The sequence below is a fragment of the Pseudomonas cannabina genome, from assembly GCF_900100365.1.
GTDB lineage: Bacteria > Pseudomonadota > Gammaproteobacteria > Pseudomonadales > Pseudomonadaceae > Aquipseudomonas > Aquipseudomonas cannabina.
Genome location: NZ_FNKU01000001.1, coordinates 4,041,819 through 4,067,123, shown reverse-complemented (window position 1 = coordinate 4,067,123; position 25,305 = coordinate 4,041,819). Strand labels below are relative to the sequence as shown.

Below are 25,305 nucleotides of genomic sequence, written 5' to 3'. Positions count from 1 at the left end.
TAACGGCAGTGCGCGAATGGCCTGCGATCATGATTTTTTGCAGCTTCAAGCTTGTAGCTTGGAGCTGCCGCAAAGAGGCTCCAGAGAATGGCTGAACGTCTCAGTAACGACTTCCAGTTCATCGACGTCGGACGTAAAGACCCGAAGAAGAAACTGCTGCGTCAACGCAAGAAAGAGTTCGTGGAAATCTACGAACCCTTCAAACCCCAGCAGTCCGCCGATCAGGCGCACCGCTGCCTGGGGTGCGGCAACCCGTATTGCGAGTGGAAGTGCCCGGTGCACAACTTCATTCCCAACTGGCTCAAGCTGGTCGCCGAGGGCAATATTCTGGCGGCTGCGGAATTGTCTCATCAGACCAATACCCTGCCGGAAGTCTGCGGCCGCGTGTGCCCGCAGGATCGCCTGTGTGAAGGTGCCTGCACGCTGAACGACGGTTTCGGTGCGGTGACCATCGGTTCGGTCGAGAAGTACATCACCGACACCGCGTTCGCCATGGGCTGGCGTCCGGACATGTCCAGAGTCGTGCCGACCGGCAAGCGCGTCGCGATCATTGGCGCAGGCCCTGCGGGCCTGGGTTGTGCCGACGTGCTGGTGCGTGGCGGCGTAACACCGGTGGTGTTCGACAAGAACCCGGAAATCGGCGGTCTGCTGACCTTCGGCATCCCCGAGTTCAAGCTGGAAAAATCCGTGCTCAGCCATCGTCGCGAAGTGTTCACCGGCATGGGCATCGAGTTCCGGCTCAACACCGAAATTGGCAAGGACATCACCATCGATCAACTGCTCGAAGAGTACGATGCGGTGTTCATGGGCATGGGCACCTACACCTACATGAAAGGTGGCTTTGCCGGTGAAGACCTGCCGGGCGTGCACGATGCGCTGGATTTCCTGATCGCCAACGTCAACCGCAATCTGGGCTTTGAAAAGGCGCCGGAAGACTTTGTCGACATGAAAGGTAAACGCGTGGTCGTGCTGGGTGGCGGCGACACGGCGATGGACTGCAACCGTACTTCGATCCGGCAGGGCGCCAAGTCAGTGACTTGCGCTTATCGTCGCGACGAGGAAAACATGCCGGGTTCGCGCAAGGAAGTGAAGAACGCCAAGGAAGAGGGCGTGCGTTTCCTCTACAACCGCCAACCCATCGCCATTGTCGGCGAAGGCAAGGTCGAAGGCGTGAAGGTGGTCGAGACCCGTCTTGGTGAGCCCGACGCTCGTGGCCGTCGCAGCCCCGAGCCGATTCCCGGTTCTGAAGAGATCATTCCGGCAGACGCCGTGGTCATCGCCTTCGGCTTCCGTCCAAGCCCTGCGCCGTGGTTCGAGCAGTTCACGATTAACACCGATAGTCAGGGCCGCGTCGTCGCCCCGGAACAAGCGCAGTACAAGCACCAGACCAGCAACCCGAAAATCTTTGCCGGTGGCGACATGGTTCGCGGCTCCGACCTGGTGGTGACTGCGATCTTCGAAGGCCGCAATGCGGCTGAAGGGATCATGGATTACCTCGGCGTCTAAGTCTTGGGAGTGCGCCTTTGCTGAGGCGCACTCCTACAACAAGCGTCTACCCTTCACCTGCAATCTGCCTGTTTGGCTGACATCCCCGGTGCTACTCCCTTCCTAGACTTGGCGAACTCGCTCACGAGGAGCGTTTTATCAACCAGGGAAGGACGTCATGAAAACCAAGTTTGGCCTGTTTTGCGCGCTTTCTATTGCGCCTTTCGCATTTGCATGTGCTGGCGATCAGGCAAATACGCAATTCGATGGGCCCGTTTTCGGATCGATCATCGAAACAAAGGCATCCCATTTCGAAACCAGTGTGGAGCTTCAGAAACGCTTGAGCGAAGGTAGCCTGACTTCCGCCGAGCTGGTCCACGATCTGCTCCAGCGTATCGAAGCGCTGAACAACAATGGCCCGGCGCTCAACGCTGTCATCGAAATCAACCCCGAGGCTCGGCGGATAGCCACTCTGCTCGACAGGGAGCGCGCCAGCGGCAAGCAACGAGGGGCGCTGCACGGCATTCCTGTACTGGTGAAAGACAATATCGATACGGCAGACAAAATGCAGACGACTGCAGGCGCACTCGCCATGGCTGGAGCGCCTGCGCAGTACGACGCTTTTGTGGTGCAGCGGCTACGCGACGCCGGCGCGATCATTATCGGCAAGGCCAACCTCAGCGAATGGTCTAATTTCCGTGGAAGTGACGTCCCGAACGGTTGGAGCGGCCGAGGCGGGCAAACGCGTCATCCATATGACCTGGCTGCCAGTCCGCTTGGCTCCAGCTCGGGTCCGGCGGTAGGTGTTGCAGCCGGCTTTTCGCCCTTGGCGGTGGGTACTGAAACCAATGGTTCGATCATTCAGTCTGCCGCCACGAGTGGCGTCGTGGGAGTGAGGCCCACGCTGGGTCTGCTTAGCCGCTCTGGCATGATTCCGATCTCCAGTCGCCAGGACACCCCCGGTCCAATGGCGCGAACGGTCACTGATGCTGCCATCATGCTGACGGCGATGAGCGGCACTGACCCGTTCGACAAGGCCACCTACCAAGTCCCCGGCAACACCGTTAGCTACGTTGAGTACCTCAGAGCGGACGCATTGAGAGGCAAGCGTCTGGGTTATCCGAGCAAACTGCCTGACGGTCGATTCATGGACGACGATCCCGCATTCCAAAAGATAAAGCGTAATCTGAGGTCGGCCGGGGCGATATTGGTTCCGGTCGATGTTCCGCTTGTTTCCAGCATGGCGGAGCCTGAAATGCTCATGAATGACTTCAAGCGTGAGCTTGAAGCGTACTTGAAAACCCGTCCCGGGCTTGAGGTTCGCACGCTTGATGACATCATTGCCTTCAATGTCGCGTCTCCTGGGCCGGAAGGTTACAGTCAGGACGCGTTGATTGCGGCTTCGGGCACGGTCGTAGATCAGGCGATCTATTTTTATGATGCGACCGATTTGCGCCGTTCCCATCAGCAGTTGATAGACGGGCTCTTGCAACGACACTCGCTTGACGCGCTCATCGACTGGTCGGAGAGCGCTTTCGGAGCAGTTGGCGCTATTGCGGGTTATCCGGGAATAAACCTGCCTGTCGGACTCAATGATGAAGGTCTGCCAAAAGGACTGTACTTTCTTTCCACTGCCTGGGAGGAAGCTAAATTGCTGAGCTATGCCTACGCACTTGAACAGGTTCTTTTGGCTGCGCCCTCAACCTCGATCAGCACGACTGTGCCTCAGGAAGATTGATACGAGAAGCCTTCGGTGGCCTCAGTCCCGCGGAAGGTGCGCTTGCTTTTCGCGCTCTCGAAAATCGTTACGCTCTTGCACGTTCATCGGGAGATCGATCGCTGGATCGACGCTCCCGCCCTCCATGTCGCTATAAGGAAATAGCCATGTTGAAAGCAGCACCCATGGGCAAGCTTGCCCGTAGCAATGAACAGAAAACGCTCGGGCCTGACCGCTTCAGCCCCAGCACGGTTGCGGTGCGTGAGCACCGGGCACGTGAACGGGCGGATCGAATCATCGATCAGTTTGTCGAGCATTTCATGGAAAAGAATTACTTCCCTGATGATGGCGACAATGCATTGTTCGCCTTGCTGGTTCAGCTGCCGCAATGGCCTGCTGAATTGATGATCAGCGTTCAAAACGAAAACGGTGAAGACCTTGCGTTGTACCTGAAAGGCTACGACGAAAGCGTTGTCGAAAACACCGTTGTGCTGATGCACAGCGGCGACGATGCTTATGTCGCACCCGACGGTGCTTCCATCTCCGATGACGAGCCCCTGTTAAGTCTTGTCTTCAGCCAATTGCCTGTCAGCTCTACGCTCGGCATGGACGGAAACTTTCCGGGCAGCAACAGTATTGCTGGCCGGATCGTCACCCTGCGCGAACAGATAGCAGGATTGGCGAGGGAACAGCGTCCGCTTCTGTTTGCTGCGTTGCTGACAGATGAGGGGTCTTCCAAAAGTACGCTGAACGTTCCTTTGCCCAACCCTTTTCTGCCGTTTTGGGATCGCGGCGAAATGGAAATCTCGCCGGTTCTGGGCTGGTTGGGCGCCTTGAATCCGCAGGTCCCGATCAGCCGTCTCGAAGAACTGCTGGAGCGGATGCCACTGACCGAAGAACAGCAAATCGACTTTTTGAAAAATGATGTTCTGCCGGATGATTTCGTCGAAGCGATGGAGATTTCGCTGGATGAATGGGCGCGCAGTACGGCGATTGATGGCCTGTCGCGCACCCGGATTTTCAATCAGCACACCGATGAACTGGCTCGCACTGGCGCTCGGGCGCTACTGGCTGCGTCAGGGCTGAATCTGGTGATCGTTGACCCCGGCATGAGCAAGCACGAGCCCACGGGGCCTGACGAAACCCGTATCGTGCTGTTGCACGATGGTTTCGGTAATTACAGTGCTCAGGATTCACGCAATGGTGAAATCACTGCGTTCAAAGACGGCACCGACAGTTTTTATCTGGCAATCAGTTCGCAATTGAAGGCTGAGGACCGTTTGCTGCTGGGTATGCAGTTCGAGCAGGATATAGCGGGGTTTCGCAAGGCTTTGACCCAGCGCGCGATCGACGAGAACAAAGGCTGGTTCGATCCCGAAAAGCCGACAGAGATTGAAAGCGAATTCTTGCCCGAGTGGTTTTCTGACGCGCCCGATGACGACAAGTATGCGTGGAAGATCGCCGTACAGGGCTACAGCCAGACGTTACTCGAAGCACAGGCTCCTGACCTGCTTGAACCTTCCGCGTACGGAGAGCCTGATCAGCTTCGCAACTATGCTCGCGAGAAACTGCGCGAGCGAATCCTGCTGGATCATGGTGTAGAGGTGAATCCTGACGAGGTCAGCGTCCATACAGTGAGCATTGAAATCGATCCGGGCTTCATCCTGGATCTGGATTATGAGTTTGCAGGCCCTTCGGAGACAGAAGCGCATTACGACACACAGCAACGTAGCCTCACTGAGCTGTCCCTGGAAAATATCTCTGTTACCGATCTCAACTTTCTGATGACCAGTCGCGCGTTCGACAGCCAGGGGCAATTGATTGGCTTTCTCAAGGCCGGTTATCTGTTCGGGCTGATCCGTGATCTGAACATTGGTGAGGATTATCCTCGGTTCCTCAGAACGGTATTGTCGACCTCGCCTACTGGAAGATGGCACCGCGAGCGCTACGCGCGCGTGATGCAGGCCCAGATGCGCCTGGACGGGATCGAGGCGAAAATGGCAGGCGACTTTATGGGCGATGGCAGCCTGCCTCCCGATCTGGCGAACAGAGGCCACAAGTGGTTAACGGCCGTTCTGGACCATCCGGTTGACGGTGATGACCGTGCAACCGTTGAGGGGCATCGCATTCAGGCCAGCCAATTGTCCATTAACGGTGTGCCGTTGAGCGGCGTACTGACGATGGGCGTCGAGGATCGCTCCAGCGTCGGCTCGTTGGTGATTTTTACTCCGCAGCCGCCTGACGGTAAATGTTTTCGGGAAATGAGCAGCTCGAAAGAGGTTCAGCAACTGCTGCTTGAACCTGCATTGCTGGACTATCTGGTGAGCAGGGCAGCGCTCCCTGACCAGGCTGATGTAAGGCGGGCATTGACCGCTGGCCGGGATGAGCTGTCCATGGAATTGCTGCCCCACAGTGAAAGCTTTCTTGAAGCGGTGTATGACGCTGAAGTCGAACGCGTGATATCGGCTGTCGATGAGCAGACCAACAGCAATTGGGAAACTAACTGGCAAAGTGCTTGGGAGATCGTCCAGACTGTTGGCGAAATAGTCCTCACGTTCACGCCTTTCAAGGTGCAACTGCCTATCGCTGCCATTCGCAGTTTTTACGCCATCTGGCAGGGCGTCGCCAAGGCTGCCAGCGAACAAGGCACGGCTCCGTTGTATTTCGTGCAGGCGGCGCTGTTGTTGGCCGATGGGCTGACGCTTCCAAAAGGGCGGAGGGTTAAACCGTATTCTCCGGCGGCGGTTGGTCGCTCTGTTCTCAATCCGAAAACAGCCGTATCAAAAACGCCCGGCGGGTTGAAGTTGCGCGACGACGGTATTTATCGGGGCATCCATGAGAGAGCTCAAGAGGGTGTGCCGAGCCGCTTTTACGCCGTGCAACAGGAAAAAGCCTATGCCGTCAGATACGACGTTGATTGCGCGGCATGGCGAGTGATTGATTCACGGCGCCCCGACGCCTATTACCAACTACCGATCCAGCTTGACGGTCAAGGCATCTGGGTGCTTGCCCCGGTCGGTTTGCGTGGTGGCGGCAAACATACGGTGCCGAAACTCCCACGCGAGGAGGCTCAGGTCAATAGAGCTCACCCGTCCGGGTACAAGATATTCATGGATGCGTTTTTCACCAGCAGCAGGTTTACAAAGGCGCAGGGTAAAATACAGGTCGATATCGAAGGCGGCCTTGAAAGCGCAGTCAATCGTGCAGTTGCCAAGTACGTCGAAGATGGCGCTGGTAGCCTGCATGCGTGGAAACACAATGGAAAATTCAATATACCCAAGGACGTACAGATGTTTACCCTGGATCTTACTACCGTTGGTAAAAGTACCGGGAGAGGGGACTGGCGTCTGGTACTCCAACAGGGGAAGGGCTTGCTTAAGCCTTGGAGCATCTTGAATCATAAGGACTTGAAATAGACGTCATTCGGTTCCGAAGGCGCAACGTTTTGTATAACAAATCGCCCCGATAGACAAAAGGCACGGCTCTCGCCGTGCCTTTTGCGTCGCGCTCTGAGAAAATGCCGGCACTTTTATTGCGGATGCCGACATGACTGCCCTGAAGAACGACCGTTTCCTTCGCGCTTTGCTCAAGCAACCCGTAGACGTCACACCGGTATGGATGATGCGTCAGGCAGGCCGTTACCTGCCGGAATACCGCGCCAGCCGCGCCAGTGCCGGGGATTTCATGAGCCTGTGCAAGAACCCGCAGTTCGCCTGTGAAGTCACGTTGCAGCCGCTGGATCGCTATCCGCTGGATGCGGCGATCCTGTTTTCCGACATCCTGACCATTCCCGACGCGATGGGCCTGGGCCTGTATTTCGAAACCGGCGAAGGCCCGCGCTTCAAGAAAACCGTCAGTTCGCTGGCTGACATCGAAGCCCTGCCGATCCCAGATGCGCAGAAAGACCTGGGTTACGTGATGGACGCAGTCAGCACCATCCGCCGCGAACTCAACGGCCGTGTGCCGCTGATCGGCTTTGCCGGCAGCCCATGGACCCTGGCGACCTACATGGTCGAAGGCGGTTCCTCCAAGGACTTCCGCAAATCCAAGGCCATGCTTTATGACAACCCACAAGCCATGCACCTGTTGCTGGACAAGCTGGCGCAGTCGGTGACCTCGTATCTTAACGGCCAGATTCTTGCCGGTGCCCAGGCGGTGCAGATCTTCGACAGCTGGGGCGGCAGCCTGTCTTCGGCGGCGTATCAGGAGTTTTCGCTGGCGTACATGCGCAAGATCGTCAACGGCCTGATTCGCGAACATGACGGGCGCAAGGTGCCGGTCATCGTCTTCACCAAAGGCGGCGGCCTGTGGCTGGAAAGCATCGCCGACATCGGTGCCGATACCCTCGGCCTTGACTGGACCTGCGACATCGGCGAAGCACGTCAGCGCGTGGGCAGCAAAGTGTCGCTGCAAGGCAACATGGACCCGACCGTGCTCTACGCCCGTCCGGAAGCCATCCGCAAGGAAGTCGCGCGCATCCTCGCCAGCTACGGCAGCGGCACCGGCCACGTCTTCAACCTTGGCCACGGCATCACCCCTGAAGTCGACCCGGCCAATGCCGGTGCCTTCATTGAAGCGGTGCATGAGTTGTCGGCGCAGTATCATCAGTAATCGCCGGGCTGGTCGTATCGGTTTTTGAGAGTTGAACCGGTCGAGGGGAATAGGAAAGGCTATTCCTCTTGACGATCCTGACGTCTGACAGCTAGTAATCCGGCGACAGTGCCCGTTTATATAAAGAATGATAGATTGTCGGCAAACGAACCGGCAAAAATAACCGGTTTAAAGTCACCTGGGTCCTTTAAATAAAGGCTTGAAGCACGGTAGAAAATCGGCAAATGGCATTCACGCCGTATATCCCCCAAGATAAAGCTCCCGATGAGTTACAGGATCAGGTCGTCCAGATCATGCGGCTAGACGCGGCCCTCCACGCGAAGATCCCCGGCCCGCTGCGCTTGCCGATGATGAATCTGCTGCGGGTGGTGAACTCTTACTACAGCAACAAGATCGAGGGCAATTCCACGATTCCGGCCGACATTCTGCGTGCCGAGGCCGGTGTTCAGGAGGTCCGGAGCACCAAGGACCTGCAGGAGGTGAAGCGCCTTATTGAAGCCCAGCGCCGGCTCAGCGACGACCCGATCAACCCGGTCGACGTGTGCACGAAAAGCGCTATCTCACGTCTGCACCGCGAGTTCTATAGTGGCGCGCCGGAGGAGATGCTGGATATTCAGTTGAACGAGAAAGGCGATATTGTGCGCATGGTGCCCGGCGAACTCCGGCACTTGGGCGTTCGCATCGGTCAGCACATCCCGCCAGCCGTCGAGCAGATGCAGACGTACCTGAACGACTTTGCGCGCATGTACCGCTTGGACTGGATTCACGGCCTCTCACGTTTTTTTGCTGCTGCGGCCTCGCACCATCGGCTGATGTGGATTCATCCGTTCATGGACGGTAACGGCCGTACCGGCCGACTGTTCACGGACCAGTATCTCAAGGCTGCCGGCTTTGGTGGGTATGGCTTGTGGTTCATGAGTCGTGGATTTGCTCGCAACGTTGGCACGTACTACGAGATGCTTGGCGCCGCCGACCATCCCCGCAAAGGCGAACTGGACGGCCGTGGCGAGCTCTCGGATAGCGGCCTGTTGCGCTGGACCCGTTTCTTCGCGGAGACTGCTCTGGATCAGGTGCAATACTTCAGCGCGCAGCTCGAGCCGGAAAGGCTCAGCGAGCGGATCGACGTGTATTTCGAGATGCGCAGTCGTCGTGCGCTTTCGGACAGCAAAGGCGAGACTCTGCCTGAGCTTCGGATCGAGGCCCGAGATGTTTACAAGACATTGCTCTATCAGGGCGACCAGCAGCGCGCCGATCTCCAGGCGCGCCTGGGCGTCGGCGAGCGCACCACGCGCAGTCTGCTGAGCCAGATGGCCAAAGAAGGCCTGATCACGCTGGACGGTCGCAAGCCGGTATCGCTGAATCTCTCCCGGCACTCAATCGAGTTCCTGTTTCCCTACCTCTGGTAAATGTGCCTCCGCAAAGCCCCCCACCAATGACCCGCTACGAGGCAGGAATCTGCCTTGACGCTGGCCCTGAAGTTTGCCATCGGCATAGCTCAACTGTCCGTTGACCCACACGCCGTCAATGCCTTCTGCTGCCCGTTGGGGGTCTTTGAAATCCGCCACGTCGCGCACGGTGTGCGGGTTGAACAACACCAGATCCGCCCAATAACCTTCGCGAATCAGGCCGCGCTCGTGCAGGCCAAAGCGTGCTGCCGAGAGCCCGGTCATTTTGTGCACGGCTGTGTGCAGCGCAAACAGCCCTTTGTCACGGCTGAAATGGCCGAGCACCCGGGGGAAGGCGCCCCACAAGCGCGGATGGGGAAACGGGTCTTCGGGAAGGCCATCGGAGCCGATCATCGACAGCGGGTGCGCCATGATGCGTTCGACGTCACCCTCATCCATGCCGTAATACACCGCGCCTGCGGGCTGCAACGTGCGGGCGGCGTCCTGCAATGACAGCCCCCAGTCGGCAGCAATGTCCTTCAGGTCCCGGCCACCCTGATCCGGGTGCGGCGTTGACCAAGTGATGGTGATGCGGAAAGCGTCAGTGACCTGTTTGAGGTCCAGCGTCGAAGAGCTGGCCGCATAAGGGTAGCAATCGCAGCCGACCGGATGGTCTTGCGCAGCTTTCTCCAGCGCTGCCAGCAGCTGCGGACTGCGGCCCCAGTTACCTGCGCCCGCGCATTTCAGGTGGGAAATGACCACCGGCGAGCGCGCATGGCGGCCGATATCGAATGCCTCCGCCATCGCCTCTAGCACCGGTTCGAATTCGCTGCGCAAATGGGTGGTGTAGACCGCTCCGAACGCCGTCAGCTCTTCAGCCAGTTGTTTGACTTCGCCGGTGGCGGCCGAGAAGGCCGAGGCGTAGGCCAGGCCGGTCGACAAACCCAGCGCCCCGGCTTCCAGGCTGTCGCGCAACTGTTCGCGCATCGCGGCGATTTCTGCCGGGCTGGCGCTACGCAGCAAGTCATCCATGTGATTGCTGCGCAACGCCGTATGCCCAATCAGGGCGGCAACGTTCACGGCGGGCTGGGCGTTGGCCACGGCGGCGCGATAGTCGGCGAAGCGCGGATAGACGAACGCCGCCGCATCGCCGAGCAGATTCATCGGGTCGGGCGGATTGCCGCGCAGCGAGACCGGTGATGCGCTGATCCCGCAGTTGCCGACGATCACCGTCGTTACGCCCTGGCTGATCTTGGGCAGCATCTCGGGTTTGCGAATGACCACCGTGTCGTCGTGGGTGTGCACGTCGATAAAGCCAGGAGCCAGCACGCGCCCCGCTGCGTTGATCTCTTCTCGCGCACGGGTCTCGATCAGGCTGCCGATGCGCTGAATACGTCCGTCACTGATTGCCACATCAGTGCGCACGCCGGGCCTATTGCTGCCATCGATGACCAGCGCGTCGCGAATGATCAGGTCATAAAGCATGGTTCAGTCTCCCAGCGGCAGGCCGTCTTCGCCGCCGCGGTATTCATCCAGCGCAAGCTTGATCCGGCGCAGCCGCTCCTGATTGTCTTCAGGGCTGAGCAACGCCAGTTCAGTGGCCAGCACATCAATGGTGAGCAGCATGCCGTAGCGCGCCGCCGTGGGTTTATAGATGAAATTGGTTTCAGCAATTTGCAGCGGCAGCACCACCTCGGCCAGTTGCGCCAGCGGTGAGTCAGGCAAGGTGATGGCCAGCACGCGAGCGCCGTAGCTGCGCGCCAGGGTTACTGCGTCGAGCAGTTCTGGCGTGCGCCCGCTGAGTGAGCAGACGATCAGGCTGTGTTTTGGGTCGAGTGTGGCGGCAATCATGCGCATCATCACCGGGTCGCGGCAGGCGGCGACCGGGTAGCCGAGGCGCACCAGGCGGGTTTGCAGTTCCTCGCTGCACAGGCTGGAGCAACCGCCCATGCCAAACCTATGAATCATGCGTGCATCGGCGACACAGGCCACGGCCGCCGCAAAACGTGATGCATCGAACCCTGCCAGGTGCTGGCGCAGCGTGGCTTCGATGTCGCCGACAATCCGGGTGAAGAAAGCCGATTGCTCCGGAGCCTGTTCCGGGTTGAGAAAGCGACTGCCCACCGCGCTGGCCTGGGCCAGTTGCAGCCGCAAGTCGCGCAGGTCACGGCAACCGATGCTGCGGGCGAAGCGCGACAGCGTGGCACTGCTGACCTCGGCGCGGTTGGCCAGCTCGTCCAGGCTGGCACTCGCGGCAAAGGCAATATCGCTGAGCAACAGTTTGGCGATCCGGCCTTCGCCCGCGCTGAGTGAGTCCTGACGGGCCCGTATCTGGTACAGAATGTCCACTTAAAGCACCTGCGCCAGGCCCAGCGTCAAAGCAAAGGCGACGACCGAAATCAGTGTCTCCAGTACCGTCCAGGTCTTGAATGTTTGTGCCACAGTCATGTTGAAGTATTCCTTGATAAGCCAGAAACCGCCGTCGTTGACGTGGGAAAAGATCACCGAACCTGCGCCCGTCGCCAGCACCAGCAACTCGGGGTGCGGATAACCCAGGCCTAGCGCCACCGGTGCCACGATCCCCGACGCAGTGGTCATCGCCACCGTCGCCGAGCCTGTTGCCACGCGCATCAATGCCGCGAACAACCAGCCCATCAACAAAGGCGACAAGTGAAAGTCCTGCGCCAGACCGACAATCTGGTTGGTCACGCCGCTGTCGATCAGAATGCGGTTCAAGCCGCCACCGGCACCGACCAGCAAGGTGATGCTGGCGGTAGGCGCCAGGCATTCATTGGTGAATTTCAGAATCGAGTCGCGATTGAAACCCTGAGCGATGCCCAGCGTCCAGAAACTCAGCAGCGTGGCCAGCAGCAGAGCGATCACCGAGTTACCGATGAACAGCAGAAAGCCATTGAACGCACTGCCCGGCGTGCTGATCAGGTTGGCCCAGCCGCCCAACAACATCAGCACTACCGGCAGCAGAATGGTCGCCATGGTCAGGCCGAAGCTGGGCAGCTTTGCGCGGGGTTCGCGGTCGAGAAACTGCTTCGCCATCGGGTTATCGGCGGGCAAATGGATGCGCGGCACGATGAATTTTGCATACACAGGGCCAGCGATGATGGCCGTGGGGATGCCGATCAGAATGGCGTAGAACAGGGTTTGCCCGACCGACGCCTGATACGCCTGCACGGCCAGCATCGCCGCCGGGTGCGGCGGCACCAGCGCGTGCACGACCGACAGGCCGGCGACCATCGGCAGGCCGACCATCAGAATTGACACCCCGACACGGCGCGCCACGGTAAAGGCAATCGGCACCAGCAGCACGAAGCCCACTTCGAAAAACAGCGGCAAGCCGACCAGGAACGCAATGCAGACCATGGCCCAGTGCGCGTTACGCTCACCGAAGCGATCAATCAACGTACGCGCCACCTGCTCGGCACCGCCGGACTCGGCCATCATCTTGCCGAGCATGGTGCCCAGCGCTACGACGAGCGCAATGTGCCCCAGCGTTTTGCCGACCCCCGCTTCATAAGAGGCGACCACACCACTGGCCGGCATCCCGGCAACCAGCGCCAGACCGACCGAAACCAGCGTAATGACAATAAACGGATTGAGACGATAGCGTGCGATCAGCACGATCAAGGCAATGATGGCGACAGCGGCGTAGACCAACAGCGACATACCGGGTGACGGCGACATAGCGGCGATTCCTTGCAAAGGGACAGGCGAGGGCGCAACGGCAACGGCTGAGGCCGTCAACCTGAAGGCGACCCGTGAGTACTCGGCAGGGATGACGCTAGAAAAGGGTGCAGCAAGGGTCCAAGGCGATCACAGGTATTCATTATTTTTATCTCTGTTTTCGTGATGAAAATAAATTACACGAAAACTGGATATAAACAAATATATGAAAATAAGTTTCTTTTTCTGGTTCGCTCAGGCAAGTGTTCCGCCTGAGCCGTCTTGGCATCAGAGATAACGGGCAGGCGTTAGGCGACCGGCTTGACGAAGCGTTTCGAAGAACCAATGTTCGAGAGTTTCACGAGCCGCAGGCGACGATCTGGTTTAGCTTGGCGAGACCTCATGAGCACGCAGGCGGGTTTTCCATCATGCAATCGATGCGACATCTGATAGCCTTTGTAATTGCTTTGACAGTGTATGCAAGCCAGTCTTGTGCAGACTCGGCAGTGCGTGAAGAGCAACTCCTTCTGCCGATTCAAGTCGGCGCCCGCCACGAGAAAATCGAAGCACTGATTGTCCGCCCTTTGCGCGCCGGGAAGTTCCCCATTGCACTGATCGTGAACGGCGCTGCCGCGCCCCACGAATCGGATGCACATGCCGACTGGCTTGCCCACATCGCGCACGATTTTGCGCATCGGGGCTGGCTCGCTGTATCAGTTGTATGGCCCGGCTATGGCCGCTCGACCGGACGCTTCATCGATGAAGCCGGAAACTGCACCAATCCCGACGTGGCCCGATTTCTCGATACGCATGGAAAAGAGCTGGGCGCCGCATTGGCCACTCTTCGCAAGCGCCCGGATGTCGATCCATCCGTAGCTCTGGGTGTAGGGATTTCGATAGGCGGCGCTTCCATGCTGGACCTGGCTGCTCAATCGGAACATCCGTTGACAGCCGTGATCAATATCTCCGGCGGCGTTTATCACTACTCCACAGTGGGTTCTCCTGACGCCAATTGCTCGTTGTATAAAACGGACCTTGTCAGAAACTTCACCCGTTTCGGCAGCCATAACCCAACGCCAACGCTCTGGCTGTATGCCGAAAACGATCCCTATTTTGGCCCCGATCTGGTCGCGCGAATGGTCGATGGCTATCGCTCGCAGGGTGGTGACGCTGAATACGTTGCACTTCCACCGTTTGGTAACAACGGGCATACGCTGTTCAAAGACGAGGCCAGCAAGTTTATAAAGCCCCATATCGAGGACTTTTTAAAAGCCCACCGTCTGCCTGCCATGGACGATGACGGGTTAATGCCGCTGCTTTCAAAACTGACCCCGGCAGACCGTACAGAAGCGGAGGCGTATCTTCTGAGGGTTACCGAGAAAGCCATGGCAAAGTCCGCAGAGGCAGATGGGATCTTCTGGTATTACGGTGCGCGCTCAATCAAGACAGCCCGGCAAAAAGCACTCAGCAATTGCCGCAATGCAACGGGTAAGCGCTGTCGAGTTATTGTGGAAAATTCGCGGTTGGTTCCTGGCTGGAAAGATACGATATCCCCACCCAGGAATTAAAAAGCGGCATGAGCACCGTTGGTGAAAGAGCCTGCGCCAGTGCCTGAAAGATGACTAGACCCTCGCCCCCAGCGGCTGCAACCTCGCCAATCTCAATGCCACACCCAGTGCCATCAATAGCAACACACCGACAAACAGCCCGATGCCGTTCCAGCCGGCGTAATGCCAGAACACTCCGCCGCCGGTGCCGGCTACGCTGGAGCCTGCGTAATAGCAGAACAGGTACAGCGACGCGGCCTGGCCTCTGGCGGTGGTGGCCCGGCGGCCTACCCAACTGCTGGCTACCGAATGTGCGCCGAAGAAGCCGAAGGTGAAGATCAGCACACCGATGATTACCAGCGGCAGCGGAGTGAACAGCGTCAGGGTCAGCCCCGCCAGCATCATGACGATCACTGACCATAGCACCTTGCGGCGACCCAGACGGTCGGCCAGCGAGCCGATTTTCGCTGAACTGTAGATACCCGACAGGTACACCACCGAAAACACACCGACCACCGCCTGGCTGAGGTTGTAGGGTTCGCTCAGCAGGCGGTAGGCAATGTAGTTGAACAGGGTGACGAACGCGCCCATCAGCAGAAACCCGACCAGGAACAGCAGCGGCAACCCGGCATCTCGAAACTGCACGACAAAGCCGTTCAACAAGCTGCGCGGGTGCAGCGAGCGGGCGCGGAAGTTGCGCGATTCCGGGAGGATTTTCCAGAACACCACGGCAGCGATCAGCGCCAGCCCGCCGACCACCAGCATCGCCGCGTGCCAACTGACATAATCAATCAACACCCCGACGATCAGTCGGCCGCTCATGCCGCCGACCGCACTGCCATCGATATACAACCCCATCGCCAGACCGAGGTGTGCGGGGTGTATTTCTTCGCTCAGGTAAGTCATCGCCACCGCTGCCAGTCCGCTCAGTGAAAGACCGACCAGTGCCCGGGTGATGAGCACGCCTTCCCAGCTGGGCATCAATGCGCTGGCGATGGTGAACAGCGACGCGCAGAACAGCGCCATGACCATCACCGACTTGCGCCCGAGCCGGTCGGATATAGGGCCGGTGATCAGCAGGCCGATGGCGAGCATGGCCGTGGCGACCGACAGGATCAGGCTGCTCTGAGCCGCAGAGAGAGAAAACTCGCTGGACAGCGTCGGCATCATCGGCTGAACGCAATACAGCAGGGTGAAGGTCGAGAACCCGCCCGCGAATAATGCCAGTGCGGTGCGTTTGAACAGCGGCGTGTTTTTTTCGATATAGCGGTCGCCAGACGGTTCGGTGGACGCGTTCAGGTCAGTGACGGGCGGGGCGACGGCAGGATTCAAGGGAGACCTCGGGCACGATGGGGCAAGCAGTGAAAAAATCATATAGCTCGCTAATCATTCCATCCAATATATTGTTCGACCTGTTTGATAGGTAAAACGACTTAATGGAGGCTGCATGGAATTGCGCCATCTGCGTTACTTCATCGCGGTTGCCGAAGAGCTGCACTTCGGCCGTGCGGCGCTGGCGCTGGGCATTTCTCAACCGCCACTCAGCCAGCAGATTCAGGCGCTGGAGCAGGAGCTGGGTACTCGACTGTTCGAGCGCACCAACCGGCGTGTCGAATTGAGTGAGTCCGGGCGGTTGTTTCTGGATGAGGCGCGGTTGGTGCTGGCGCAAGTCGACAAAGCCACGGATGTCGCACGGCGTGCGCAACTGGGCGAAATCGGTGAGCTGAAAATCGGCTTTACGTCGTCGGCGCCGTTTACGTCGAGCATCCCGCAGGCGATCTTCGCGTTTCGTCAGGCCTACCCAGACGTGCACCTGACCCTGACCGAAATCACCAGCCAGGAAGTGGCCGCCGGGCTTGAAGACAGGAGCATACAGGTCGGCATCATGCGCCCGCTGGCATTGCCCGATTCACTGGTGGTGTTCGAACTGCTGAACGAGCCACTGGTAGCAATCATGCGCGCTGACCATCCGCTGGCGGCCAGCACTGAGGACGGCATCTACATGGCGGCGCTGGCCGCCGAGCCGTTCGTGTTCTTTCCGCGCACCTATGGCAGCGGTATTTACGCGCAGGTCCTGAGCCTGGCACGTGCCGCCGGTTTCAGCCCGTTGATTACTCAGGAAGCGGGGGAAGTCATGACCATCATCGGCCTGGTCGCGGCCGGATTGGGCGTGACCGTGCTGCCTGCATCCTACCGAAGAATGCGCATCGACAGCGTGGTCTACCGCAATGTCCTCGACCCCGGCGCGACCAGCGCGGTGTGGCTGGTGCAACGCAAGGACGAACAGTCACCGATGGCCAAGGCGTTTACCGAACTCTTGACGCGCAACGTCGGTTGAGGATCGGACGCAGAGCGTCCAGAACGGCATGCGACGCGGAGCGTCGCACGATAGTCGAGTGATCGTTTCTCCCTCTCCAGTGGGAGCGGACTTGTCCGCGAAGACGGTCGCTCAAACGATGCATTTCAGAGTCAAGACCGGACGCGTAGCGTCGCATGATAGTGAGCGTGATGAACGAGTGGCGCTAGAGGACTCAACCCAACGCGTTATGCACTGACAAACTGAACTGGGTTGGTGAAAGCGGCTCTTCAGCGGCCAGCCAACGGCAAATGCCATGCGCGCCATGCGGCCCAGGCGTCGGCGTTGCATTGCAGGAAGAAAAGACACGTCTGGCGCTTCGTCACCGGTTTCAAGCAGCGTCGGATGGTGGCTCCATTGCCGCCAGTCGTCCACACTCGCCAGGCCAGGAGCCCAGGCATGCCATCGTGCAATGTTGAAGGTGATCAAGTTTTCTCTTCCCGCCCCTGCGGGCCTGTTTCTCGCTACATCATTATCAGGGCGATGTGAGCCTGGGTGCGGTATCTGACCGAGTGCGCGCATTATCCTGATGGGGTCACGACTGGAAAATCTGTTACATAAAAGTGCTTTAATAAGGTCGGTTTTGGAGGACCTTTGCCGGTTTTGCGTATGACGACCAGACACATGCTGTTTTACGTTAAGCTCTCGGTTGTCATATGTGTTGCCTAAAATCGATCTCCTTAAGGTCGTTATCGGCCACTCTCGCTGTTTCTTCATCTTCAAGGAGTCCAAGCATGCGTCGCGTGGTATTCAATCAGAAGGGTGGTGTCGGCAAATCCAGCATCGCCTGCAATCTGGCTGCAGTCAGCGCTCACGAAGGCTATCGGACACTGTTGATTGACCTCGATGCGCAAGCCAACTCGACTCAATACCTCACCGGCCTTACCGGCGACGACATTCCGATGGGCATTGCCGAGTTCTTCAAGAACACGCTGGCGGCGGCGCCGTTCGCCAAGAAGAACCATGTCGACATCTACGAAACGCCGTTTGACAACCTGCATGTGGTAACGGCCACCGCCGAGCTGGCCGACCTGCAACCCAAGCTTGAGGCCAAACACAAGATCAACAAGCTGCGCAAACTGCTGGACGAATTGAGCGAAGATTACGAGCGGATTTACCTGGACACGCCGCCTGCGCTGAATTTCTATGCGGTTTCGGCGTTGATTGCGTCGGATCGCGTGTTGATCCCGTTTGACTGCGATAGCTTCTCCCGTGAGGCGCTGTACGGCCTGATGCGCGAAATCGACGAGCTGAAAGAAGATCACAACGAGGATCTGCTGGTCGAGGGCATAATCGTCAACCAGTTCCAGCCAAGGGCCAGCCTGCCACAGCAGATACTCGACGAACTGATCGCCGAGGGCCTGCCGGTGCTGCCGGTCTACCTCAATGCCTCGGTGAAAATGCGCGAATCCCATCAAGCCAACCTGCCCCTGATCCACCTCGACCCACGGCACAAACTGACACAACAGTTCGTTGACCTGCATCACCTGCTGGAAACCAATGCCCATCCGTGATGGGCATGCATCGCGCTTAGCACTCAGCGTATACACAAGTCTGCTTTTGATTCTGGCCGAAGGCCGTGGGAGTGAACTTGTTCACGAAAGGGCCGGTATAGTCACAGAAAATGTATCGTCTGAACTACCGTATTCGCGAACAAGCGAAGCGTCGCCCGGTCCGCTCCCACGCCCTGCGGGCAGAAGCCAATCTATGAGCATCTCAGGACTTATGCATAACGCTCAGACACAGAAATCATCGCGGCTTGAGCACCTCAGGCGTGTAGCTGCCGTCTCTGAGTGAGCGGGCCAGATGCTCGGCATTCAGCCGCGCGGCCGAGGCCAGTTCTGTGGAAATGGTGACAGCAGCGTCCATGTCGGCCTGGACGTGTTCCTGCGATGCGGTCAGGCGGTTACTGCCGGGTGTGCAGCCGCATTCAACGGCATGACCTTGGGTGGCGACCGCTACCAGGTCGTCGACATACGTCGGGTTGCCTTGAGCGATGAAGCCGATGTTCGTGCACGCCGGGCACCACACCGGATCCCCCATGCGGGCCACTCGGCGCTGGTCGATGACTTCGCTTGCCGACCCGTTCAGCACAAAGCCGCCGGTGGTCGTTGAATCTCCTTCCCTGACAATGAATGACATGACAGCCCGTCCTCTCGGTTCTGGAAACCTGAAGGCTAGGTGCAAATCCGTGGTTCGGGGGCGACGAAAGCCACTTGCAGACAGGTCCTACGCGAAGATCGGCAGGGCGTTTCGCCAATGTTACGAACGCCACGAACGGCCAATGAAAAAACGTCGTTTCGCCCATCGTTACTCCAGCCGTAACGATCCGCCTCGCTGCTTGATTGATGCCCGACGCCCATCGCTCCTAAGGTGACGCACGACAGCACAATCGTGGAGCGATCATGACAACAACAACTTCCCCCGACGCACGCTGGACACGTCGTCGCACCGAGAAACAGCGGCGTCTGCAGCAGGTGCGGGCGCTGGCCGACGGCGTGGTGTTGCCGACCGACAAGATTGTCGCGGCGCTGGAGGCCTTGCTGGTTTCCGGGGATCGGGTGGTGCTCGAGGGTAATAACCAGAAACAGGCGGACTTCCTGTCCCGCGCGCTGGCCAAAGTCGATCCGGGCAAGGTGCATGACCTGCACATGATCATGCCCAGCGTCGGCCGCGCCGAGCATCTGGACCTGTTCGAGCAGGGCATCGCCCGCAAGCTGGACTTCTCGTTTGCCGGCACACAAAGCCTGCGCATCAGCCAGTTGCTGGAAGATGGCCTGCTTGAAGTCGGTGCGATTCACACCTACATCGAACTGTATGCGCGGCTGGTAGTGGACCTGATCCCCAATGTGGTGCTGGCCGCAGGCTTCATGGCTGACCGGGCCGGTAACATTTACACCGGCCCGAGCACCGAAGATACCCCCGCACTGATCGAGCCGGCTGCGTTCAGCGATGGCATTGTTATCGTTCAGGTCAACAAACTGGTGGATGACGTCAGCGAGCTGCCACGGGTCGACATTCCCGCCTCGTGGGTCGACTTCGTGGTGGTCGCCGACAAGCCGTTTTACATCGAACCGCTGTTCACCCGCGATCCGCGCCACATCAAGCCGGTGCACGTGCTGATGGCAATGATGGCAATTCGCGGCATCTACGAGAAACACAATGTCCAGTCGCTGAACCATGGCATCGGCTTTAACACCGCCGCCATCGAACTGATACTGCCGACCTACGGCGAGTCGCTGGGGCTCAAAGGCAAGATCTGCCGTAACTGGACGCTCAACCCGCATCCGACCCTGATTCCGGCCATCGAGAGCGGCTGGGTCGAGAGCGTGCATTGCTTCGGCACCGAGCTGGGCATGGAAAACTACATTGCCGCCCGCCCGGATGTGTTCTTCACCGGGCGCGACGGCTCGCTGCGTTCCAACCGGCAACTCTGTCAGTTGGCCGGCCAGTATGCCGTGGACCTGTTCATCGGCGCGACCTTGCAGGTCGATGGCGACGGGCATTCCTCGACCGTCACCCGGGGCCGCCTGGCCGGTTTTGGCGGTGCGCCGAACATGGGCCATGACCCGCGCGGACGACGTCATGCCACCCCGGCCTGGCTGGACATGCGCCAACAGAACGAGGACGGCCCGGCGGCCTATCTGGAACGCGGCAAAAAACTCGTGGTGCAGATGGTCGAGACCTTCCAGGAGGGCGGCAAACCGACCTTCGTCGAAACGCTGGATGCCGTTGAAGTGGCGAAGAAAAGCGGCATGCCGCTGGCCCCGATCATGATCTACGGCGACGACGTCACCCATTTGCTCACCGAAGAAGGCATCGCCTACCTCTACAAGGCGCGCAGCCTGGAAGAGCGTCAGGCAATGATTGCGGCGGTAGCAGGCGTGACCGTGATCGGCTTGCGCCACAACCCGAAAGACACCGCCCGCATGCGCCGCGAAGGCCTGATCGCCCTGCCCGAAGACCTTGGCATCCGGCGCACCGACGCCAGCCGCGAACTGTTGGCCGCCAAGAGCATTGCCGATCTGGTTCAGTGGTCCGGCGGTCTCTACAACCCGCCTGCCAAATTCAGGAGCTGGTGATGAGCGCACTTCAACTGACACCGCAATCGGCTTCGCTGGCCGAACGACTGGCTGATCTGGCCGTCGACGCACTGATCGCCGAGGCTGACCTGTCGCCCAAGCCCGCACTGGTGGACCGGCGTGGCAGCGGCGCGCACACCGACCTGCACCTGGGACTGATGCATTCCTCGGCGCTCTCGTTATGGCCGACGTTCAAGCTGATGGCCGAGGCTGCGGCGCATTTCGGCACCGTGGACCAGACGCTGCGTGAGGCGCTGGGCCAACTGGGGCGCGAAGGTGAGGTCGTCATGTTGCGCACCACGGGCGGGGTGAATACTCACCGTGGCGCGATCTGGGCGTTGGGCCTGCTGGTGACCGCCGCAGCGCTCGACCCACAAAACTGCGGGCCTGAAGCAGTCTGTCGGCGTGCAGCACGTCTGGCGTTGATCCCGGATCGACACGTGCCTGCGCAAAAAAGCAGCAACGGCAGTGAAGCGGTGCGTCGCTACGGGGTCATGGGCGCCCGCGAGCAGGCGCAGCAGGGCTTTCCTGCCGTGACCCAGCGTGCGCTGCCGCAATTGCAGCGCAGTCGTACGGCAGGCTGTGGTGAACAGAACGCTCGGCTCGACGCGCTGCTGGCGATCATGACCGGCCTGACCGACACCTGCGTACTGCATCGCTCCGGTATCGAAGGGCTGAACGCCATGCAGCGCGGCGCGCAACGCGTGCTGGACGTCGGCGGCAGTGCCAGCCTGGCCGGTCGCCGTGCACTGAACCAACTGGATCAACAACTGCTGGCCCTGAATGCTTCGCCTGGCGGAGCGGCTGATCTGCTCGCCGCCTGCCTTTTCATCGATGGCCTGGAGCCTGCGCTCGGCCCTGTATCGAGGAGTGCCTGAAATGGAAACCCTGTCTTTTGAATTCCCCGCCGGACAGCCGCCCAAAGGCCGAGCGCTGGTGGGTGTGGTCGGTTCCGGTGATCTTGAAGTACTGCTGGAGCCGGGTCAGCCAGGCAAATTGTCGATTCAGGTGGTGACCTCGGTCAACGGTGCCTCGCTGCGCTGGAAGCACTTGTTCGAGCGCATGTTCGACGGTCAGACCCCGCCCGCGCTGAGCATCGATATTCATGACTTCGGCGCAACGCCCGGAGTGGTGCGCCTGCGTCTGGAGCAGGGCTTCGAGGAGATCGACCATGACTGATAACGCACGTTTGCTGAGCCAGCACAGCTTCATCGAACTTGGTGCGCGCCAACGCGCCCGCGCCCTAGTGGATGCAGGCAGCTTTCGGGAATTGCTCGGCCCGTTCGATCGCGTCATGTCGCCCTGGCTGGCGATGCAAGGCGTCGTGCCGCAGGCCGATGATGGCGTCGTGGTCGGCAAAGGCACCGTTGACGGACGACCCGTGGTGATCGCCGCCATCGAAGGTGCATTTCAGGGTGGCAGCATGGGCGAAGTCGGCGGCGCGAAAATGGCCGGTGCGCTGGAGCTGGCCGCCGAAGACAACCGCAACGGCATTCCCACCGCGGCCATTGTGTTGCTGGAAACCGGCGGGGTGCGTTTGCAGGAAGCCAATCTGGGTCTGGCGGCGATTGCCGAGATTCATGCCGCGATGGTCGACCTGCGCCAGTACCAGCCGGTGATCGGCGTGGTGGCGGGCAGCGTCGGCTGTTTTGGCGGGATGTCGATCGCTGCCGGTTTGTGCAGCTATTTATTGGTGACCCAGGAAGCCCGACTTGGCCTCAACGGCCCGCAGGTGATCGAGCAAGAAGCGGGCATCGAAGAATACGACTCCCGCGACCGGCCGTTTATCTGGAGTCTGACCGGTGGCGAGCAGCGTTTCGCCAGCGATCTGGTGGACGGTTTTGCCGCCGACGATGTTGCCGGTATCCGTCAACAGGTCAGCGACTGGCTCAAACAAGGCGTACCGGCAACGCATCGCAGCGGTCAACACGAGTTGTTCCTGCAACGCTTGGCCAGCCTCGACGCTGAACCGCAAATCGACGCGCAATGTGTGCGCACTCTTTATCAAGGAGCCCGGTCATGAGCCATTCACAACGGGGTTTGAACTGGTTCAACGCGTTGAGCGCAGACGCGAGCGAAGTCAGCGGTCTGCCTGCCTCGCTTAAAGTGGCCGATGGCCTGCTGGGTGCGCAGCCGGTGCGCTTTGTGGCAGTGGTTGCCGACGCGGACAACCGCTTTCCTCGGGCGCGCCAAGGCGAGGTCGGCTTGCTGGAAGGCTGGGGGCTGGCCAGGGCAGTGGACGATGCCATCGAACAGGATCGCGAGCGCGCCGAAAAACGTGCACTGATTGCGATTGTTGATGTGCCGAGCCAGGCGTATGGGCGTCGCGAAGAAGCGCTCGGCATTCATCAGGCGCTGGCCGGTGCGGTGGACAGCTATGCGCGAGCGCGGCTGGCCGGGCATCCGGTGATTGGCTTGCTGGTTGGCAAGGCAATGTCCGGCGCATTTCTGGCGCACGGCTATCAAGCCAATCGGTTGATCGCACTGCGTGATCCCGGCGTGATGGTGCACGCGATGGGCAAGGCCTCGGCCGCGCGCGTCACCCAGCGCAGTGTCGAGGACCTGGAAAGACTCGCCGCCAGCATCCCGCCGATGGCCTACGACATCGACAGCTACGCCAGCCTCGGCCTGCTGTGGGAAACCCTGTCTGTCAGCCAGATCGAACAGCCCGCTGCGGATGACCTGGCCCAGGTGCGCGCTGTGCTGAGCAGCGCGATCAAGGACGTGCAGGCTAGCGGCGTCGACCTGAGCAGTCGCCTTGGCGCGAGCCACCGTGCGGCGTCGGCACACGTGCGTCAGATGATGCGGGCGCAATGGTGATCGATCACGTATTCGCCGTGCTGCCCCATGATTTGTTGTGGGGCATGCCGCTGTCGGCCTTGCCGGACGATGCGCCCCAATGGGCGGTCGATACGGTGCTGGCGGGGCAGCCGGTGGTGGTACGTCGCCAGACCATGCCAGCCGGTCAGGTCGCCGTGGGGTTACGCGGCCGGGGACGTGAGCAGCGCTATGGCGCGGTCATGTCGCTGGCTGATGTTTATCGCCGGGTGACTCCCGAACAATTGATCTATTGCCCAAGCGAGCACATTCAGGACTGGCCAGCGCTGCGCGCCCTGCGCCAGGTCCGTCCGGTAATGGATGCGCTGGAGCGGGGCTGGGGTATTTGCGGCAGTGCCGGGTTTGAGTTGGCCAGCGGTTTTCCAGCGCTGCATCAGGACAGCGATCTGGACCTGATTCTGCGCAGCCCCGTGCCGTTCACCCGGCAAAGTGCTGCCGAGCTGGTCGAAGCACTGGACACAGCGGTCTGTCGCGTCGATGTTCAGCTCCAGCTTGATCAAGGCGCGGTGGCATTGCGCGAATGGGCGCGGCCAGTGGGAAGAGTGCTGCTCAAGACCGTCAGCGGTGCGCGGCTGGTGAGCGACCCATGGCATCTGGCCGAGGCCTGCGCATGAGCAGCATTTGGGTGTTTCCCGGCCAGGGCGCGCAGCAGGCAGGCATGCTGCATCAGTTGCCCGACGACCCGGTGGTTCGCGATTGCCTGCAAGAGTCTGCCGACGCGCTCGGTGAACATGTTCTGGCGCTGGACACCTCTCAGGCACTGCAATCGACACGCGCCGTGCAGCTTTGCCTGCTGATCGCCGGTGTCGCCTGCGCCCGGCTGTTGCAGGCGCGTGACTGTGTGCCGGATTACGTCGCAGGGCTGTCTATCGGCGCCTATCCAGCCGCTGTCATCGGTGACGCGCTGGCCTTCGACGATGCCGTGCGGCTGGTCGCGTTGCGCGGCGAACTGATGCAGAGCACTTACCCCGAGGGCTACGGCATGACCGCGGTCATCGGCCTGGATCAAGCACAGGTCGAGACGATGATCGGCCAGGTACACAGCCCGAAAACCCCGGTGTTCCTCGCCAATATCAATGCCGACAAACAGATGGTCATCGCAGGCAGCTTCGAGGCGATGCAACAGGTCGGGCAACTGGCCAAGGCGGCGGGGGCCGCAGCCGTCAAGCGCCTCGCAGTCAGCGTGCCGTCACATTGCGCTTTGCTGGACGCGCCCGCGCAGCAACTGGCCGATGCGTTTTCACGCATCGAACTGAAAGTGCCGAAGGTGCGCTACCTCAGTGGCAGCACGGCGCGGCCGCTGCTGAGCGCCGAAAAGCTGCGTGAGGATCTGGCGTTCAACATGTGCCGGGTCATCGACTGGCGCAGCACCGTGGAAACCGCCTACGAACGCGGTGTGCGCCTGCACATTGAGCTGCCGCCCGGTTCGGTACTGACCGGGCTGGCGCGCAAGGTTTTTCAGCAGGGAACGGCGCTGGCCTTTCAGGCGGCGCGTCTGGACAGTCTGCTCGCGCTGTCGCGAGAGGAGGGCAGCCGCAGCCGATAGAGGCGCCATGCAGATGCTACGAAGGACAAAAACAACAACCTCAGCAATGCGAACAGAGGA

At 59.9% G+C, this 25,305-nt stretch carries 20 protein-coding genes and 1 pseudogene; 15 read left to right on the top strand and 6 right to left on the bottom strand.

Going from position 1 to position 25,305, the window contains the following annotated elements; genetic code table 11:
• Positions 1 to 87: 87 nt before the first annotated feature.
• The 5 genes from BLT55_RS19200 to BLT55_RS19180 all read left to right on the top strand — a co-directional run bounded on the left by BLT55_RS19200 (position 88) and on the right by BLT55_RS19180 (position 9,219).
• The gene (locus BLT55_RS19200) at positions 88 to 1,506 is read left to right on the top strand and encodes an FAD-dependent oxidoreductase (protein WP_054999760.1); all 1,419 of its coding nucleotides are present in this window, start codon (positions 88 to 90) and stop codon (positions 1,504 to 1,506) included.
• 157 nt (positions 1,507 to 1,663) lie between these two features.
• Positions 1,664 to 3,223 carry an amidase family protein gene (locus BLT55_RS19195; RefSeq protein ID WP_054999761.1) on the top strand — a complete coding sequence of 520 codons (1,560 nt, stop codon included), beginning with the start codon at positions 1,664 to 1,666 and terminating at the stop codon, positions 3,221 to 3,223.
• Positions 3,224 to 3,369: 146 nt separating this feature from the next.
• Positions 3,370 to 6,618 (top strand): dermonecrotic toxin domain-containing protein, encoded by a 3,249-nt coding sequence (locus BLT55_RS19190; RefSeq protein ID WP_054999762.1) that lies wholly within the window; start codon positions 3,370 to 3,372, stop codon positions 6,616 to 6,618.
• 130 nt (positions 6,619 to 6,748) lie between these two features.
• Positions 6,749 to 7,813 (top strand): uroporphyrinogen decarboxylase, encoded by a 1,065-nt coding sequence (gene hemE / locus BLT55_RS19185; RefSeq protein WP_007248049.1) that lies wholly within the window; start codon positions 6,749 to 6,751, stop codon positions 7,811 to 7,813.
• A 224-nt stretch (positions 7,814 to 8,037) separates the two neighbouring features.
• Positions 8,038 to 9,219: a Fic family protein gene (locus BLT55_RS19180; RefSeq protein WP_054999763.1), complete on the top strand. Its 1,182-nt coding sequence runs from the start codon at positions 8,038 to 8,040 to the stop codon at positions 9,217 to 9,219.
• Here the strand turns inward: BLT55_RS19180 and BLT55_RS19175 are convergent.
• From BLT55_RS19175 to BLT55_RS19165, 3 genes are read right to left on the bottom strand one after another with little or no spacing between them, the layout of a single operon-like run.
• The gene (locus tag BLT55_RS19175; protein ID WP_054999764.1) at positions 9,187 to 10,683 is read right to left on the bottom strand and encodes an N-acyl-D-amino-acid deacylase family protein; all 1,497 of its coding nucleotides are present in this window, start codon (positions 10,681 to 10,683) and stop codon (positions 9,187 to 9,189) included. The genes BLT55_RS19180 and BLT55_RS19175 overlap by 33 nt on opposite strands.
• Before the next feature lie 3 nt (positions 10,684 to 10,686).
• Entirely contained in the window at positions 10,687 to 11,547 is an 861-nt protein-coding gene (locus BLT55_RS19170) for a MurR/RpiR family transcriptional regulator (protein WP_054999765.1), read from the bottom strand.
• On the bottom strand, positions 11,548 to 12,897 hold the full coding sequence (locus BLT55_RS19165) for a GntP family permease (RefSeq protein ID WP_054999766.1): 1,350 nt from the start codon (positions 12,895 to 12,897) through the stop codon (positions 11,548 to 11,550).
• 407 nt (positions 12,898 to 13,304) lie between these two features.
• Here BLT55_RS19165 and BLT55_RS19160 point away from each other — a divergent pair, with 407 nt between their 5' ends.
• On the top strand, positions 13,305 to 14,444 hold the full coding sequence (locus BLT55_RS19160) for a hypothetical protein (RefSeq protein ID WP_054999772.1): 1,140 nt from the start codon (positions 13,305 to 13,307) through the stop codon (positions 14,442 to 14,444).
• 54 nt (positions 14,445 to 14,498) lie between these two features.
• On the opposite strand, the gene BLT55_RS19155 is transcribed toward BLT55_RS19160, so the two are convergent.
• The gene (locus tag BLT55_RS19155; protein ID WP_054999767.1) at positions 14,499 to 15,755 is read right to left on the bottom strand and encodes an MFS transporter; all 1,257 of its coding nucleotides are present in this window, start codon (positions 15,753 to 15,755) and stop codon (positions 14,499 to 14,501) included.
• A gap of 115 nt (positions 15,756 to 15,870) precedes the next feature.
• On the opposite strand from BLT55_RS19155, the gene BLT55_RS19150 reads away from it, so the two are divergent.
• Positions 15,871 to 16,761, top strand: a complete 891-nt coding sequence (locus BLT55_RS19150) for a LysR family transcriptional regulator (protein WP_054999768.1) — start codon at positions 15,871 to 15,873, stop codon at positions 16,759 to 16,761.
• Between the two features lie 199 nt (positions 16,762 to 16,960).
• On the opposite strand, the pseudogene BLT55_RS19145 reads toward BLT55_RS19150, so the two are convergent.
• Positions 16,961 to 17,208, bottom strand: a pseudogene (locus BLT55_RS19145) (beta-ketoacyl synthase chain length factor); the annotation flags it as partial.
• Positions 17,209 to 17,513: 305 nt separating this feature from the next.
• Between BLT55_RS19145 and BLT55_RS19140 the strand changes: the two are divergent.
• Positions 17,514 to 18,293: a ParA family protein gene (locus tag BLT55_RS19140; protein WP_054999769.1), complete on the top strand. Its 780-nt coding sequence runs from the start codon at positions 17,514 to 17,516 to the stop codon at positions 18,291 to 18,293.
• 235 nt (positions 18,294 to 18,528) lie between these two features.
• On the opposite strand, the gene BLT55_RS19135 is transcribed toward BLT55_RS19140, so the two are convergent.
• On the bottom strand, positions 18,529 to 18,921 hold the full coding sequence (locus tag BLT55_RS19135) for a PAAR domain-containing protein (RefSeq protein WP_054999770.1): 393 nt from the start codon (positions 18,919 to 18,921) through the stop codon (positions 18,529 to 18,531).
• A gap of 263 nt (positions 18,922 to 19,184) precedes the next feature.
• Here BLT55_RS19135 and mdcA point away from each other — a divergent pair, with 263 nt between their 5' ends.
• From mdcA to mdcH, 7 genes are read left to right on the top strand one after another with little or no spacing between them, the layout of a single operon-like run.
• Entirely contained in the window at positions 19,185 to 20,861 is a 1,677-nt protein-coding gene (gene mdcA, locus BLT55_RS19130) for a malonate decarboxylase subunit alpha (protein ID WP_074800750.1), read from the top strand.
• Positions 20,861 to 21,739 carry a triphosphoribosyl-dephospho-CoA synthase gene (locus BLT55_RS19125; protein WP_055001437.1) on the top strand — a complete coding sequence of 293 codons (879 nt, stop codon included), beginning with the start codon at positions 20,861 to 20,863 and terminating at the stop codon, positions 21,737 to 21,739. Before mdcA ends, BLT55_RS19125 begins: the two co-directional genes overlap by 1 nt.
• 1 nt (position 21,740) lies before the next feature.
• Positions 21,741 to 22,040, top strand: coding sequence for a malonate decarboxylase subunit delta (locus BLT55_RS19120; RefSeq protein ID WP_055001438.1), 300 nt, complete (start codon positions 21,741 to 21,743; stop codon positions 22,038 to 22,040).
• A complete protein-coding gene (locus BLT55_RS19115; RefSeq protein WP_055001439.1) occupies positions 22,033 to 22,884 on the top strand; it encodes a biotin-independent malonate decarboxylase subunit beta in 852 nt (283 codons plus the stop codon). Before BLT55_RS19120 ends, BLT55_RS19115 begins: the two co-directional genes overlap by 8 nt.
• Positions 22,881 to 23,681 (top strand): biotin-independent malonate decarboxylase subunit gamma, encoded by an 801-nt coding sequence (gene mdcE, locus BLT55_RS19110; RefSeq protein ID WP_055001440.1) that lies wholly within the window; start codon positions 22,881 to 22,883, stop codon positions 23,679 to 23,681. Before BLT55_RS19115 ends, mdcE begins: the two co-directional genes overlap by 4 nt.
• Positions 23,675 to 24,313: a malonate decarboxylase holo-ACP synthase gene (locus BLT55_RS19105; protein WP_055001441.1), complete on the top strand. Its 639-nt coding sequence runs from the start codon at positions 23,675 to 23,677 to the stop codon at positions 24,311 to 24,313. The genes mdcE and BLT55_RS19105 overlap by 7 nt, the downstream gene beginning before the upstream one ends.
• Positions 24,310 to 25,245, top strand: a complete 936-nt coding sequence (mdcH, locus tag BLT55_RS19100; RefSeq protein WP_055001442.1) for a malonate decarboxylase subunit epsilon — start codon at positions 24,310 to 24,312, stop codon at positions 25,243 to 25,245. The genes BLT55_RS19105 and mdcH overlap by 4 nt, the downstream gene beginning before the upstream one ends.
• The last annotated feature ends 60 nt before the right edge of the window (positions 25,246 to 25,305 follow it).

Coding starts and splice junctions, on each gene's coding strand:
- BLT55_RS19165 (WP_054999766.1), bottom strand. CDS start 12,897: ATGTCGCCGTCACCCGGTATGTCGCTGTTGGTCTACGCCGCTGTCGCC.
- BLT55_RS19120 (WP_055001438.1), top strand. CDS start 21,741: ATGGAAACCCTGTCTTTTGAATTCCCCGCCGGACAGCCGCCCAAAGGC.
- BLT55_RS19115 (WP_055001439.1), top strand. CDS start 22,033: ATGACTGATAACGCACGTTTGCTGAGCCAGCACAGCTTCATCGAACTT.
- BLT55_RS19190 (WP_054999762.1), top strand. CDS start 3,370: ATGTTGAAAGCAGCACCCATGGGCAAGCTTGCCCGTAGCAATGAACAG.
- BLT55_RS19105 (WP_055001441.1), top strand. CDS start 23,675: ATGGTGATCGATCACGTATTCGCCGTGCTGCCCCATGATTTGTTGTGG.
- BLT55_RS19200 (WP_054999760.1), top strand. CDS start 88: ATGGCTGAACGTCTCAGTAACGACTTCCAGTTCATCGACGTCGGACGT.
- BLT55_RS19175 (WP_054999764.1), bottom strand. CDS start 10,683: ATGCTTTATGACCTGATCATTCGCGACGCGCTGGTCATCGATGGCAGC.
- mdcE (WP_055001440.1), top strand. CDS start 22,881: ATGAGCCATTCACAACGGGGTTTGAACTGGTTCAACGCGTTGAGCGCA.
- BLT55_RS19195 (WP_054999761.1), top strand. CDS start 1,664: ATGAAAACCAAGTTTGGCCTGTTTTGCGCGCTTTCTATTGCGCCTTTC.
- hemE (WP_007248049.1), top strand. CDS start 6,749: ATGACTGCCCTGAAGAACGACCGTTTCCTTCGCGCTTTGCTCAAGCAA.
- BLT55_RS19180 (WP_054999763.1), top strand. CDS start 8,038: ATGGCATTCACGCCGTATATCCCCCAAGATAAAGCTCCCGATGAGTTA.
- BLT55_RS19140 (WP_054999769.1), top strand. CDS start 17,514: ATGCGTCGCGTGGTATTCAATCAGAAGGGTGGTGTCGGCAAATCCAGC.
- BLT55_RS19150 (WP_054999768.1), top strand. CDS start 15,871: ATGGAATTGCGCCATCTGCGTTACTTCATCGCGGTTGCCGAAGAGCTG.
- mdcH (WP_055001442.1), top strand. CDS start 24,310: ATGAGCAGCATTTGGGTGTTTCCCGGCCAGGGCGCGCAGCAGGCAGGC.
- mdcA (WP_074800750.1), top strand. CDS start 19,185: ATGACAACAACAACTTCCCCCGACGCACGCTGGACACGTCGTCGCACC.
- BLT55_RS19135 (WP_054999770.1), bottom strand. CDS start 18,921: ATGTCATTCATTGTCAGGGAAGGAGATTCAACGACCACCGGCGGCTTT.
- BLT55_RS19160 (WP_054999772.1), top strand. CDS start 13,305: ATGCAATCGATGCGACATCTGATAGCCTTTGTAATTGCTTTGACAGTG.
- BLT55_RS19125 (WP_055001437.1), top strand. CDS start 20,861: ATGAGCGCACTTCAACTGACACCGCAATCGGCTTCGCTGGCCGAACGA.